The 13,052-nt window shown below is 65.1% G+C and carries 12 protein-coding genes; 8 read left to right on the top strand and 4 right to left on the bottom strand.

Going from position 1 to position 13,052, the window contains the following annotated elements; translation table 11 throughout:
• Positions 1-24: 24 nt before the first annotated feature.
• The gene (locus tag CXK94_RS17175) at positions 25-1,263 is read right to left on the bottom strand and encodes an ABC transporter substrate-binding protein (protein ID WP_102895247.1); all 1,239 of its coding nucleotides are present in this window, start codon (positions 1,261-1,263) and stop codon (positions 25-27) included.
• Positions 1,264-1,541: 278 nt separating this feature from the next.
• Here CXK94_RS17175 and CXK94_RS17180 point away from each other — a divergent pair, with 278 nt between their 5' ends.
• Entirely contained in the window at positions 1,542-3,317 is a 1,776-nt protein-coding gene (locus tag CXK94_RS17180; RefSeq protein WP_102895248.1) for a PQQ-dependent methanol/ethanol family dehydrogenase, read from the top strand.
• Between the two features lie 396 nt (positions 3,318-3,713).
• Here CXK94_RS17180 and CXK94_RS17185 read toward each other — a convergent pair whose 3' ends face one another.
• The 3 genes from CXK94_RS17185 to CXK94_RS17195 form a co-directional block, all read right to left on the bottom strand.
• A complete protein-coding gene (locus tag CXK94_RS17185) occupies positions 3,714-4,292 on the bottom strand; it encodes a hypothetical protein (RefSeq protein ID WP_102895249.1) in 579 nt (192 codons plus the stop codon).
• Positions 4,273-5,544: a PAAR domain-containing protein gene (locus tag CXK94_RS17190; RefSeq protein ID WP_102895250.1), complete on the bottom strand. Its 1,272-nt coding sequence runs from the start codon at positions 5,542-5,544 to the stop codon at positions 4,273-4,275. Before CXK94_RS17190 ends, CXK94_RS17185 begins: the two co-directional genes overlap by 20 nt.
• Before the next feature lie 266 nt (positions 5,545-5,810).
• Complete coding sequence (locus CXK94_RS17195; RefSeq protein ID WP_102895320.1) at positions 5,811-6,674, bottom strand: helix-turn-helix transcriptional regulator; 864 nt, start codon at positions 6,672-6,674, stop codon at positions 5,811-5,813.
• A 305-nt stretch (positions 6,675-6,979) separates the two neighbouring features.
• Between CXK94_RS17195 and CXK94_RS17200 the strand changes: the two genes are divergently transcribed.
• The 7 genes from CXK94_RS17200 to CXK94_RS17230 are packed head-to-tail and all read left to right on the top strand — an operon-like array spanning position 6,980 to position 13,044.
• Positions 6,980-7,171, top strand: a complete 192-nt coding sequence (locus CXK94_RS17200; RefSeq protein WP_037040132.1) for a Flp family type IVb pilin — start codon at positions 6,980-6,982, stop codon at positions 7,169-7,171.
• Between the two features lie 29 nt (positions 7,172-7,200).
• On the top strand, positions 7,201-7,719 hold the full coding sequence (locus tag CXK94_RS17205; protein WP_102895321.1) for an A24 family peptidase: 519 nt from the start codon (positions 7,201-7,203) through the stop codon (positions 7,717-7,719).
• A gap of 14 nt (positions 7,720-7,733) precedes the next feature.
• Positions 7,734-9,056, top strand: coding sequence for an AAA family ATPase (locus tag CXK94_RS17210; protein WP_102895251.1), 1,323 nt, complete (start codon positions 7,734-7,736; stop codon positions 9,054-9,056).
• Positions 9,057-9,068: 12 nt separating this feature from the next.
• A complete protein-coding gene (gene cpaB, locus CXK94_RS17215) occupies positions 9,069-9,857 on the top strand; it encodes a Flp pilus assembly protein CpaB (RefSeq protein WP_102895252.1) in 789 nt (262 codons plus the stop codon).
• 55 nt (positions 9,858-9,912) lie between these two features.
• Positions 9,913-11,421 carry a type II and III secretion system protein family protein gene (locus tag CXK94_RS17220; RefSeq protein WP_102895253.1) on the top strand — a complete coding sequence of 503 codons (1,509 nt, stop codon included), beginning with the start codon at positions 9,913-9,915 and terminating at the stop codon, positions 11,419-11,421.
• Positions 11,422-11,435: 14 nt separating this feature from the next.
• Positions 11,436-11,705: a hypothetical protein gene (locus CXK94_RS17225; RefSeq protein ID WP_037040094.1), complete on the top strand. Its 270-nt coding sequence runs from the start codon at positions 11,436-11,438 to the stop codon at positions 11,703-11,705.
• A gap of 10 nt (positions 11,706-11,715) precedes the next feature.
• On the top strand, positions 11,716-13,044 hold the full coding sequence (locus CXK94_RS17230; protein WP_102895254.1) for a Tad domain-containing protein: 1,329 nt from the start codon (positions 11,716-11,718) through the stop codon (positions 13,042-13,044).
• Positions 13,045-13,052: the final 8 nt, after the last annotated feature.

Genomic DNA, 13,052 nt, shown 5'->3' on the forward strand with positions numbered 1-13,052 from the left:
GGGAATCAGGTCGCCAGCGCGTGGTCATTGCAGTACCAGCTGGTCGCCGCGTTCCTGCTGCCAGTCCTCCAGGCTCGGCGCGGCTTCGTCGCCGTCCATGCGGTGGATGATGGTGAAGTAGTCCTGCTTGAAGCGGTCCTGCATGACCTCGCTGCGATTCCTCACCCGCACCGCGTAGATGCTCTGCACGTTCTGGTGGTCGAAGTCGCGCCAGTACTGTTCGCCCTTGAGCAGGCTATAGCGATGGTTCTCCAGGGCGCCGATCACCGCCTCGCTGTTCAGGCTGCCGGCCCGCTGCACGGCGGCGGCCCATTGGCGGACGATGCCGTAGGCCGAGGCGGCGGTGCTGCCGGGGTAGGCCTGGTGCAGGGCGATGTAGCGGTCGACGAAGGCCTGGCCTTCGGCGCTCTTCTCCATGGGCGGCACGCGCCAGGTCCAGGCTTCGGTGCCGATGACGTGCTCCATCACCAGCGGCCCGGCCTGTTCGACGATGCTCTGGGTGAGGTTGGGCACGATGATCTGCATGCGCTTGCCAAGTTCGAGCGAGTGCGCCAGGCGCATGGTCTGCACCAGGTCCTGGCCGAGCAGGCTGATCACCAGCATGTCCGCATCGCTGGCCGCGGCCTTCTGCAGCGCGCCCAGGTAGTCGCTGCGGCGCGCCCCGCGCGAGGGAATCTTCGAGTAGCCGTGGCGGGCGCGGTCGCGGCTGCGGGTCGCCTCGCGCAGCGCCTGTTCCATGCTGCTGCCCCAGGCATCGTCGAGACTGATGTAGTGGTAGCGCCGGTTCGGCATGTGCCAGCTCAGGTATTCGCCCAGTACCCGGGCGCTCATCCAGGCGCTGTTGGATTCGCGAAACAGATGGCGATGGCCCTCGTGCCCGGTGACTGCGTTGGCGTAGGCGAGGGTCGGGAAGTACAGCAGGCCCAGTTCGCGGGCGCGCTGGCCGGCGGCCAGGGCTTCCTCGCTGCTGGCTCCGCCGAGGATCATGGCCGCGCCCTGATCGGCGAAGCGCTCGACATTGGCCTGTGCCTTCTGCGCCCGCGCCGCCGAGTTGAGGCTGACCAGTTGCAATGGCCGGCCGAGGATGCCGCCTTGCTGATTGAGCTGATCGATGGCGAGCAGCGCACCGCGGCGCAGCTCCAGCCCTTCGGACTTGTAGTTGCCGGTGCTCGGATGGTTGAGGCCGATGCGGATGGGCTCGGCCGCCTGCAGGGCGGGCAGGGCGCAGACGTACAGCACGGCAACCAGAACGGTTCGGAACATGGCTCGTATCCTTGGGAGCAGGGAGCCTTCGTTGTACGGATTCGCGGGCGGCCGATGGAATTGTCTTTTCCGGCCGATCGGCTGCGACTTCGGTGCCGGTCCGGCCTCGCATATTTGCGCAAACCCGCGCCAGCCGTGGCTTCGGGCGGGGTATTGCTACCAAGGGAGGAGGAAAATCGACACTGCGGGCAATTGTTGCAGGGGCGGGGCGAACCAAGAATCTGCAGCAGACCGGGAAAATTTCCCGGCATAACAATGAACCCGCAGAGGTAGCCGCAATGAAGCACACCGGTCTTCGCAAGCCCTTCGCCCTGACGGCGCTATGCGCCGCGGTGGCGATGACCAGCCTGTCAGCCTGGGCCGTCACCGACCAGGAAATCCTCAACGACGCCAAATCCACCGACCAGATCGTCACCAACGGTCTGGGCCTGCAAGGCCAGCGCTACAGCCCGCTGGACAAGCTGAATGCCAACAACGTCAGCCAGCTGCGGCCGGTCTGGGGCTTCTCCCTGGGTGGCGAGAAGCAGCGCGGCCAGGAAGCGCAGCCGCTGGTCAAGGACGGCGTGATGTACATCACCGGCTCCTACTCGCGGGTCTACGCGATCGATGCCCGCAGCGGCAAGGAACTGTGGCAGTACGACGCCCGCCTGCCCGACGGCATCATGCCATGCTGTGACGTGATCAACCGCGGTGTGGCGCTGTACGGCGACCTGGTGATCTTCGGCACCCTCGACGCCAAGCTGGTGGCGCTGAACAAGGACACCGGCAAGGTGGTCTGGAAGAAGACCGTGGCCGACTACAAGGCCGGCTACTCGCTGACCGCCGCGCCGCTGGTGGTGAAGGGCAAGCTGATCACCGGCGTATCCGGCGGTGAGTTCGGCGTGGTCGGCAAGATCGAGGCCTACGATCCGAAGAACGGCGAACTGCTGTGGACCCGCCCGACCGTCGAGGGCCACATGGGCTACGTCTGGAAGGACGGCAAGAAGATCGAGAACGGCATTTCCGGCGGCGAAGCCGGCAAGAGCTGGCCGGGCGACCTGTGGAAGACCGGTGGCGCCGCGACCTGGCTGGGCGGCTACTATGACCCGGATACCGATTCGCTGCTGTTCGGCACCGGCAACCCGTCGCCGTGGAACTCGCACCTGCGCCCGGGGGACAACCTGTACTCCTCTTCGCGCCTGGCCCTCGACCCGGACGACGGCTCGATCAAATGGCACTTCCAGTCCACCCCGCATGACGGCTGGGACTTCGATGGTGTCAACGAGCTGATTTCCTTCGACTACCAGGACGGTGGCAAGACCATCAAGGCCGCTGGTACGGCCGACCGCAACGGCTTCTTCTACGTGCTCGACCGCACCAACGGCAAGTTCATCCGCGGCTTCCCCTTCGTCGACAAGATCACCTGGGCCAAGGGCCTGGACAAGGACGGCCGTCCGCTCTACGACGAGGCCAACCGTCCCGGCGCGCCGGGTGGCGCGGACAAGGGCAAGTCGGTATTCGTCGCGCCTTCGTTCCTCGGCGGCAAGAACTGGATGCCAATGGCCTACAGCCAGGACACCGGGCTGTTCTACGTGCCGTCCAACGAATGGGGCATGGATATCTGGAACGAAGGTGTCGCCTACAAGAAGGGGGCGGCCTATCTCGGCGCCGGCTTCACCATCCATCCGCTGAACGAGGACTACATCGGCGTGCTGCGCGCCATCGATCCGAAGACCGGCAAGGAAGTCTGGCGCTACAAGAACTACGCGCCGCTGTGGGGCGGGGTACTGGCCACCAAGGGCAACCTGGTATTCACCGGCAACCCCGAGGGCTACCTGATGGCCTTCGATGCCAAGACCGGCAAGAAACTCTATGAGTTCAACACCGGCTCCGGCGTGATCGGCTCCCCGGTCACCTGGGAAATGGACGGCGAGCAGTACGTCTCCGTGCTGTCCGGCTGGGGTGGCGCGGTGCCGCTGTGGGGCGGCGAAGTCGCCAAGCGCGTGAAGGAATTCAACCAGGGCGGCATGGTCTGGACCTTCAAGCTACCGAAGGACCTGGTCGCCAAGCGCTGATCGGGGGGCGACAAGAGAAGGCCGGCTAATCGCCGGCCTTTTTTGTGTGCGCCAGAGGTGGCGTATAGCGCCGTGACTGGAGCCGCCGGGTTCGCCGTGGTGGTGAAGCAGGCGATTTGGAGGTGAAGTCCTCGACTCACTCGGCAAGGCGAAGTGTTAGCCGGAGGCGTGTGCGTACCAGCGCGTAGTCAGCAACAAGGGAGCGCCGGGTGCCAATGGCATGACGGTGCCGACTTGGCCGGCCATGTAAAAAACAGTACATCAACGTGCTCGGACTGTACCCGTTCGCGGTGCCGGAAGAGGGCGCCCGAGGCGAGCTGCAGTCGTTGCACAACCCTGATGATCTCTGAGCTTAGGTGGCCGCCGGTCAGGTAGAACAGCCGGCGCCATGATCCTTTACTGGGAAACAGGGCAGCTCTTGGCGGCGGCCTGGAGCGCCTTGGCGTAGTCCACGTAGGTTTCGGGGTCGTAGGGTTCGGCGGTTATGCCAAAACTCGACTCGCCGTCGTACTCGATTTCCTGCCAAACCTTCAAGATCCACTGCCTCCCTTCATGCTTGGCCAGTAAGTCAAAGACGTGGCTATTGAGGTCACTGTTCTCGCCAAGAAAGGAGCTGTAATAACTCAGGTTCTTGTACCAGTCAGGCATCGCCGTGATGGCTCGGATGGCCGCTTTCGCAAGTTGTTCATCCGCGTCACTCAAGGCATACATATCGCGAATAGTGAGCTTATTGGCTCGTTCCAGCGCCGCCACCGGTACGGGTAGCGGCTTGCGGCTGATGAGGCGTGTGCGGCCGCAGTGGAAAACCCAGAGCCCGGTTTTTACATAATCGTCGGCATAGATCACTACGCCGTTGCCCATGTCCGTCTTGTATACGCTCGTCATCATCTTGAACCCGTAGTAGCTGGCTACCAGCAGTAGCGGAGAGAGAATGGCTGTTGCGATCCAGAAGGTCTTACTTCGGTAGAAACTCAAAGTGGCCTCCCGGTACGCCAAGGGGTGTTTCGCCTGAGATCACGGGATTTATGGCGCCCATGGTCTGGTAGGTGAAATCAAGCATGTTGTTATTGCTCTCTCGCTCCTTGGCCAGCGCACGCCATTTCCTACACCATTCTTCCCCAGGCGCGGCGTTATCGCTGATCCCGCACAGCTTGCCCAACTGGCGCTCCTCGAATGAGCCCCAGGTGTTCTTGTAGTCCGACCGGCGAACGAAGGCGCGCACCTTGGTCTGCAAGTGATCGGCTAGCAACTGCGCCAGGCTCTCGTTGGTTTGTGGGAAGAACTGGATGCCGTCCTCGATGGGGAAGTCCGAGCGGTTGCCCATGCCGGTCCGACAGGCGTAGCTGTCGATCCGCGCCGTGCTGGAGAACGCCAGAGGTGAAATCTTGTTGTAGCTCAGTACGTCGAGGGACATCTGAAAGTCCCCGGCGAGCTGATAACCGAAGGCGATCCGATGTGGTACGCCATGGCTGAACAGCGACAGGTGCTCGATGGGCGACTGTTGGCGGTCCTTGCCCTTATTCAGGTAGTCAATCAGCTCATTGGCGTTCGTCACGGAGACAAGCTCTGTGCCATAAGCCTTCGCAGAACTGCGGGCAGCACTGAGCATCGCATCGGTGTATGACGGGGTAAACACCACCAGTGTCCGCGCCAGGGCAGGCTTGCTGCGTTTGAATTCGGCCAATTCGCGCACGGCTTGGCCGATGAACATCATCTTGTTGCCCGAGCCTTTGTCGTGCTGGCTGCCGGCAACGGCGATCAGCTCGGGCGTCAGCGGTTTCTTGGCGGCTGTTGGGGCGGAGCTCCCCGGTTGCACCAGAGCGCCGGACAGCAAGGCACGTTGTTCCAGTTGCGGATCGGCCAGCAGCTCCGTCATGAGCTGATCGTCCACCGCACCATCCGGGCGGATGGCACCGAGCTTGGCAAAGTCCACGATGGCCTGAGTTGCCGTGCCGCCGAACTGGAAGCCACCGAAGGTGTCGGGGCTGCCCGAAACGATGCTGCCGCCATGGCTGGTCGGGCTGCCCAGATACGCCAAGGGCCGGTAGTCGATGATGATGGACGGAAAGCCCGTGGTAATGACGGCGCCACAGCCGCAGACGTCGCCAACGCGCGCGGCACCCAGGAAGTTGATCTGCGTATCGGGAGAAGCGGAAGTGATGGGCGAGGTGCCGTGGCCGGGGATCGGGCAAACGTGCATATCGCCAAGTCGTGCAGCCGGGATCATGCCATTCCTTGGTGAGAGTCGACGGGTGGCCGAATGATAACCGCCCAGGACTGCACATACTGCAAACCCCTGCGCAACTAGCCTGTGTAACGCCTCGGGAACCCTCAAGAGGGGCATGGCGGGAGCTTAAATACACTCCCCTGGATCGCCTGGTCCACAAGCACTGCGGCAACAGCTCACGCCGATCTTCGATTCTTTATTCTCGGACTGCAGCTACGGTGGTTGTGAAACTGCCTCCTGCTCGAATCTCTCGGAAAGAGTCCGGATCAGGTGCCGACGTTGTAGTCGATGACCAGTTCCTGTGGCTGGGCATCGGCCAGTTCGCGTACTGCGGTAGCGCTTGCCTGTGTGCGACTGCGGTATTCGCTGGGCGTGAGGCCGGAGAATTGCTTGAACACCCGGGCGAAGTACGAGGGATCGCGAAAACCCGCTTCGTAGCCGATGGTGGTGATGGGCATCTGGCTGTTGTCGAGGCGGTCCTTGGCGAATTCCATGCGCTTGCCGAGCATGTACTCCAGGTAGCAAACGCCGTACACGTCCTTGAACAGGCGGCTGAAGCGCGAGGGTGTCATGCCGCAGAGCTGCGCGAGTTCCTTCTGGTCGAGGTTTTCGCAGAAATGCCGGTCGATGTGCTGAAGGGCGCGGCCGAGCTGCTGGTGCTTCTGATGCTGGACCGTCAGCCGGATGCTGGGGGGCACGTCCGGGTAATGCTCGCTCAGCACGGTCCTGGCGCCCCGGCTGCTCTGGCGCAGTTCGCAAAGCCGCTGCAGCGCTTGCCGGTAGCGCTGCAACTCGTTCGGCGACAGCGGCAGCGTGATGTATTCCCAGACCTGTGAGCGCATCGCCCACACCGCCAGCTCCTCGGAGTGCTGGACGGTGAACATGGTGATCGGGATCGACGGCGTGCTGCGCTTGACCTGCTGCAGCTGATTCAGGCCGAGCGCATCCGGATGATCGAAATGCATGCAGATCATGTCGATCCGTCGGCCCCGCGCGCTATCGGCGAGGCTGTGTCCCTGTACCAGGCGGCATTCGCTGAACCCGGTGAACTGGCTCATCAGCGCCTCGGTACTACGGTCGTGGGTCAGGTCGACCCAGAGAAGATACGGTCCCTGCGGAGAGTTAGACATCTGCACTAGCTCTGCTCTTCTGCTTGTCCTTACAGACAGTATTGGCAATCGGCCAGCATGAGTAGGAACGGATTCTGCTAAGCAGGCGCAAGGATGGCTATTTGCCGTTATGAAACTCCGCCATAAGTACGCCAGATGCCTCGTTCGACATGGCCAGGCGCCTCGCTTCGCACGCGGAAACTGAGTCCTAGCGACGCGCAAAAGAGTCCTAACGCCGGGTCCGGTCCGCTGACTAGTGTTCACCCCGTGCGGCGCAAGGAGCGCTGCCGGCCGTTGAACAACCACTCTTGAGTGAGGTGAGCGAAATGACCATTCAAACCATCAGGACCGCGCTACTGAAGTTCGCGAAGGACGAGAACGGGCTGACCATCGTCGAGTATGCGGTGGCCGGAGGGCTGATCACGGCTGCGGTAGCGGCCATGTTCGTCACCCTGGGCGGTGAGGTGAATACCAAGATCACGGCGCTGTGTTCTGCCGTGAAAGGTGCCGACTGCTAGCTGTCGACCTCTTCCAGGGAGACGCCATGATGCCGACGGCACAGATGTCCACGCTGATCGTCCTGTTCGGGCTGCTCGGGATTGCGGTGGCGAGCGATCTTCGCCGCCACCGTATACCCAACCTGCTGATCCTGACGGGGCTGGCGCTGGGGCTGGCCGGGCAGTTCTTCATGAACGGCCTGGCGGGGCTGGGGCAGGGTGTGCTCGGCGGGCTGGTCGGCCTCGGCCTGTTCCTGCTGCTCTACGCCGTGGGCGGCATGGCGGCCGGCGACGTGAAGCTGATGGCTATGGTCGGCGCCTTCCTGACACCGCAGCAGGCACTGCTGGCGGCGATGTTCAGCCTGATGGCCGGGGGCCTCTGCGGGCTGGCGCTGGTGCTCTGGCATGGCCAGGCCCGGCAGACCCTGGGGCGCTATGGCGTGATGCTGCGGACGCACAGCTATCTGGCGCCCGGAGCCGGGGAGGTCGCCGGCAAGCCTTTCCCCTACGCGATCGCGATTCTCATCGGAACCCTCGCCAGCAGCCTGTGGTTCCACTCAACCCCCTAGCGCGGGAGGCCGCCATGCATGCCATCAGCAATAGCGACGCCTACCCGAACGAGCGCGAAGCGGTACAGCGCCTGGCGCCGCAGCCGCGCACCATCGCCGAGACCGGGCTGAGCGACCAGTTGCTCGCCGACCTGCTGTGCAAGCATCTGCATGAAGGCGGAGCGCTGGACCTGTCGCGGCTGGTCGAGCGGCTGGCGTTGCCCGGCACCGTGCTGGAGGAAGTGCTCGGCCTGCTGCGCAAGGATGGCCGGATCGAGGTGCTCGGCCAGCACAATGGCCAGGCCCTGCGCTATGGCCTGACCGAGCGCGGGCGCAACGCGGCGCGCGATGCGCTGGAGCGCAGCGGCTATGTCGGCGCCGCGCCGTTCCCGGCGAGCACCTACCGCTCGCTGGTCAAGGTGCAGACGATCCATCACGCACGGGTGAATGCCGAGGCCATGCGTTCGGCATTCAGCGGCGTGATCCTGCCCGGGGAGTTGCTCGAGCAGCTCGGCGTGGCGGTGAATTCCGGGCGCGCGATCATGATCTACGGCCCCGCCGGCACCGGTAAGACCTACATCAGCGTGCGCCTGGTTCGCCTGTTCAGCGAGGCGATCTGGCTGCCCTACGCCATCGCGGTCAACGACGCGGTGGTGGAGATCTACGACCCGCAGATCCACCAGCGCCTGGGCGAGAGCGACCAGCACAACAGCCTGCTGCTCAGCGAGGGCATCGACCGCCGCCTGCTGTGCTGCATGCGCCCGCTGGTGGTTTCCGGCGGCGAACTGAGCATGGAACAGCTGGACATCCGCTACGACCCCTTCAGCCGGCGCTACCTGGCCCCGCTGCAGCTGAAGGCGAGCAACGGCCTGTTCATCATCGACGACCTCGGGCGCCAGCGGATGCCGCCGGCCGAGCTGTTCAACCGCTGGATCGTGCCGATGGAGGAGAAACGCGACTTCCTCAACCTCGGCGGCGGGCGCCAGTGCGTGCTGCCGTTCGACATGATCCTGGTGTTCTCCACCAACCTCAATCCGCTGGAGCTGGCCGACGAGGCCTTCCTGCGGCGGATCGGCTACAAGCTGCGCTTCGGCTACCTCAGGCCACCGGAATACGAGCGCATCTGGCGGCAGGAAGGCGAGCGCCTGGGCATCGCCTTCGACCCGCTGCTGCTGCGCTACGTCCTGCGCGATCTCTACGAGGCCGAAGGCATGCCGCTGGTGCCGTGCCATCCGCGCGACCTGCTGGGCATGGCGCTGGACCGGCAGCGCTACATGGAACGCGCTGGCCCGCTGACGCCGGACGATCTGTATTGGGCCTGGCGCAACTACTTCGTCCAGCTCGAATTTCTCGGATAAGGAGATACAGACATGGGCTCCCGTACTCTCACGCTGATCGCGCTGTCCCTGCTGCTGGGGCTCGGAGCGGTCTGGATGGCGAACAACTGGCTGAGCGCAAGGCTCGACGCCGGTCCCGACGACAACTCGCAGGGCGTGGTGGTCGCCACCACCGAAATTCCCTTCGGGCAGATGGTCGAGGCGCAGCACGTGACGCTGGTGCGCATGCCCAAGGGCACCGTACCGGACGACTCGTTCGATACCACCGAGGGCGTGATCGGCAAGATCGCCACCTTCGGCCTGCTGCGTGGCGACGTGCTGCGCGGCGCGCGCCTCGCCGAACACCTGGGCGGCAGCACCCTGGCTTCGCTGATCGCCACCGACAAGCGCGCCGTGTCGGTGCGCGTCGACGACGTGGTGGGCGTCGGTGGTTTCCTGCTGCCCGGCAACCGCGTCGATGTGCTGGCCACCAAGCGCAAGGGCAATGGCGACGAGGCCGAGGCCAGGACCATCCTCGAGGATCTGCGCGTGCTCGCCGTCGACCAGACCGCCAGCACCGACAAGACCCAGCCGGTGGTGGTGCGCGCGGTGACGCTGGAGATGGGCTCCGAGGAGGCGGAAACGCTGGTCAAGGCCATGACCGAAGGGCGCCTGCAGCTGGCGTTGCGCAACCCCCTGGATAACCAGAAGAAACCCGCTGCTCCGCCGCCGGCCCCGGTTGCCGTCGCGCCGAAGCCGCTGGTAAGCCGCCGTGCGCCCGCCAATGTGGGGGTGACGATCATCCGCGGGACCCAGGTCAACGTGACCAACGTCGGCCTGTAGGGCGAGCCCGCCGATTACGCGTGGCCATGGCGGCCCGACAGGCAAGGAGACGGATATGAAAAGCATGCGCAGAGTGGGGGGCTTGGCCCTGGTGCTGGGCACCTTGGCGTTGCTGGCCGCAGTGGCAGCGGGCGCCGAGACGCGACCGGCGACGGTGGCCACGCCGGCGGCGAACGTCGGCGACATCCAGGTGCCGATCTACAAATCACGGGTGCTCACCACCCGCACCGCGGTCAAGCGAATCTCGGTGGGCAACCCGGCGATCGCCGACATCCTCATCACCAGCCCGACCCAGCTCTACCTGCTCGGCCGTTCGCTGGGCAGCACCAACGTGCTGCTGTGGGACGGCAACAATCGCCTGATCGACAGCCTCGATCTGGAGGTGGTGCACGATCTCGGCGGGCTGAAGGGCAAGCTGCATCAGGTCCTGCCCAACGAAGCCATCGAGGTATTCAGTGCCCAGGGCGCGCTGGTGCTGCGTGGCCAGGTCAACAGCGCCGCGGCCATGGACAGCGCGCTCAAGCTGGCCAGGAGCTATACCGAGCAGGCCGCCGGCGAGGCCAAGGGCCCGGGCACGACCCCGGCGGCGCAACCCGCGCAACCGCTGGAGCTGATCAACCTGCTCAGTATCGGCGGCAGCCAGCAGGTGATGCTGGAGGTGAAGGTCGCCGAGATACAGCGCAACCTGTTCAAGAACCTCAACGTGCGCTTCAACGCCCTGGACTTCGGCTCGTCCGGGCGCTGGTCGGGCGGGGGCTTCAACAATGGCGCCGGCCTGGGCTTCGACGAGGACGGCCTGGTCAACCCGACCACCCTGTTCGGTGACGGCACCGGCATTTTCGGCCAGTTCCTTTCGGACAACTTCCTCTTCAACGTGGTGCTCGAGGCGGCCAAGGACAACGGCTCGGCCAAGGTGCTCGCCGAGCCGACGCTGACCACCCTGACCGGGCAGCAGGCGGAGTTCATTTCCGGCGGCGAGTTCCCGGTGCCGATCACCGAGGACGACGGCATCACCATCGAGTTCAAGGAATTCGGGGTCGGGGTCAAGTTCCTGCCGGTGGTGCTCGACAGCGGGCGCATCAACCTGAACCTGAACGTGTCGGTGAGCGAACTCTCCAACGCCAATTCGCTGGTGCTGGATACCGGCCTGGAAAGCATCCTCGGCAACGGCGTCGCCCAGGTCATCCCGTCGCTGACCAAGCGCAGCGCCCAGTCGACCGTCGAACTCGGCAACGGCCAGACCATCGCCATCGCCGGCCTGATCAGCGAGAACACCCGCGACTTCGTCAGCCGTTTCCCCGGCCTGGGCGACGTGCCGCTGCTGGGGCAGCTGTTCCGCAGCCAGCAGTTCATTCACGGCGAGACCGAACTGGTGATCCTGGTGACCCCGCACCTGGCGCAACCGGTGGAGGCCCGTGCGGTGCGGCTGCCCACCGAGCGTTTCGTCGAACCCAGCGATGCGGAGTTCTACCTGCTGGGCAAGACCAAGGGCAGCGGCTCCGGCCGCACGGTGCCGGCCAGCCTCGGCGTCAGCGAAGGCCGCTTCGGCCACGACCTCAAGTAAGCGGAGTCGCCATCATGAAAATTCTGCCCTACGCCTGCCTGTTCGCCTTGCTGGCCGGCTGCATTCCCTATCAGGAAGGCCGCGTCGGCCCGCTGGGAAGTACGGTCAATGCGACGCTCTACCAGCAGATCGCCGACAAGAACACCGCGGCCGATCCGGGCACCGCGTTATCGCCGGTCGGTGCCGATGGCCCGCTGACCGAACAGGTGCTCGACGGCTACCGCGGCATCACCGGCGACGCGCAACAGGTCGCGCAGCCGATCCAGATCAACGTGGGAAACTGAGGCCTGCACGATGAACGCCCTGCGTATGACGCGCCCGCTGCCGCATCGCCAGCGTGGCGCGGTAATGGTGCTGGTGGTCGTGGCATTGGCGACGATGCTGCTGATGGGCGCGCTGGCCCTGGACGGCAGCCACATGCTGGTGAACAAGACGCGCCTGCAGAACGCGGTGGACGCCGCGGCGCTGAGCGGGGCCAAGACCCTGCAGCAGGTCACGGGCTCGGGCAATGCCGGCAGCCTGACGCAGGACGCCGCGCGCGAGACGTTCCGGCGCAATGCCGAGGCGGCCGGCAATGGCGAACTGGCCGGCGCGCTGGGCGACGACCTGGGCAGCATCCTGCGCGTCGACCTCTCTGCCAGCGTCTACGGGCCGTTCTCCTTCCCGGGCCCGGCGGATGCCCGCTACGTGCGCGTCAGCGTGGCGGAACTGCCCCTGGCGGGGTTCCTCTGGGGCATTCTGCAGGCGTTCGGCAACGACACGAACAAGGCGGTGGCGGCGATCGCCACCGCCGGCCCCAGCCCGACCAGCCCCTGCAACATCGCGCCGCTCATGGTGTGCGGCAATCCCGGCCAGCACGATCCGGATGCCGGCATGTTCTGGGGCTATCGCTTCGGCGACCTGGAAGTGCTCAAGGGCGCAGCCGGCAACAGCCCGGCCATCGGCCCGGGCAACTTCCAGCTGATCCGCCTGGGCGACAGCGCCGGCGGCGCGGACGTTCGTGAAGCGCTAGCCGGTGGCATCGAGCAGTGCAACAGCGTCGGCAAGGCGGTGGAAACCGAGCCCGGCAATACCGTCGGCCCGGTTTCGCAGGGCTTCAATACGCGCTTCGGCCAGTATGCCGGCGCACTGTCCAACAGCGCTGGCGAATACCCGCCCGATCTGGTCACCGACTACAGCTCGCCGGCCATCAGCTACAACAACGCCACGGCGCAGGCCGAGTATCAGGGCCAGGCGGTGAGCTCGAACGCCGGCAACCTTTCGACCGCGAGCGCGGCGCTGCTCGACTACAACGACTGGCGCCAGCGCGTGGCCGACTGCCCCAATGGCTGCCGGGCGGACGGGGTATTCGAACGGCGCATGCTGAAGATCGTGCTGGGCGATTGCAGCGGCAGCTCCGGGGGCCAGACCTCGGTGCCGGTACTGGGCTTCGGCTGTTTCTTCCTGGTGCAGCCGCTGCCCACCGGCACCGGCAACGAGGCCCAGATCTTCGGCCAGTTCGTCAGCGAATGCGAGGGCGACAACGTGCCCGATAGCGACCCGGTGAACGACGGCGGCCCGCAGATCATCCAGCTGTTCAAGACCTATATCGACAACAACCGGACGCCGAGCAGCGACTCGTAGGAGGCGGC

Source organism: Stutzerimonas stutzeri, from assembly GCF_002890915.1.
Classification (GTDB): Bacteria; Pseudomonadota; Gammaproteobacteria; order Pseudomonadales; family Pseudomonadaceae; genus Stutzerimonas; species Stutzerimonas stutzeri_AF.

Bases quoted from the DNA above. Each gene is read 5' to 3' on its own strand.
- CXK94_RS17175 (WP_102895247.1), bottom strand. From the start codon at position 1,263: ATGTTCCGAACCGTTCTGGTTGCCGTGCTGTACGTCTGCGCCCTGCCC.
- CXK94_RS17180 (WP_102895248.1), top strand. From the start codon at position 1,542: ATGAAGCACACCGGTCTTCGCAAGCCCTTCGCCCTGACGGCGCTATGC.
- CXK94_RS17190 (WP_102895250.1), bottom strand. From the start codon at position 5,544: ATGATCCCGGCTGCACGACTTGGCGATATGCACGTTTGCCCGATCCCC.
- CXK94_RS17195 (WP_102895320.1), bottom strand. From the start codon at position 6,674: ATGTCTAACTCTCCGCAGGGACCGTATCTTCTCTGGGTCGACCTGACC.
- CXK94_RS17200 (WP_037040132.1), top strand. From the start codon at position 6,980: ATGACCATTCAAACCATCAGGACCGCGCTACTGAAGTTCGCGAAGGAC.
- CXK94_RS17205 (WP_102895321.1), top strand. From the start codon at position 7,201: ATGCCGACGGCACAGATGTCCACGCTGATCGTCCTGTTCGGGCTGCTC.
- CXK94_RS17210 (WP_102895251.1), top strand. From the start codon at position 7,734: ATGCATGCCATCAGCAATAGCGACGCCTACCCGAACGAGCGCGAAGCG.
- cpaB (WP_102895252.1), top strand. From the start codon at position 9,069: ATGGGCTCCCGTACTCTCACGCTGATCGCGCTGTCCCTGCTGCTGGGG.
- CXK94_RS17220 (WP_102895253.1), top strand. From the start codon at position 9,913: ATGAAAAGCATGCGCAGAGTGGGGGGCTTGGCCCTGGTGCTGGGCACC.
- CXK94_RS17225 (WP_037040094.1), top strand. From the start codon at position 11,436: ATGAAAATTCTGCCCTACGCCTGCCTGTTCGCCTTGCTGGCCGGCTGC.
- CXK94_RS17230 (WP_102895254.1), top strand. From the start codon at position 11,716: ATGAACGCCCTGCGTATGACGCGCCCGCTGCCGCATCGCCAGCGTGGC.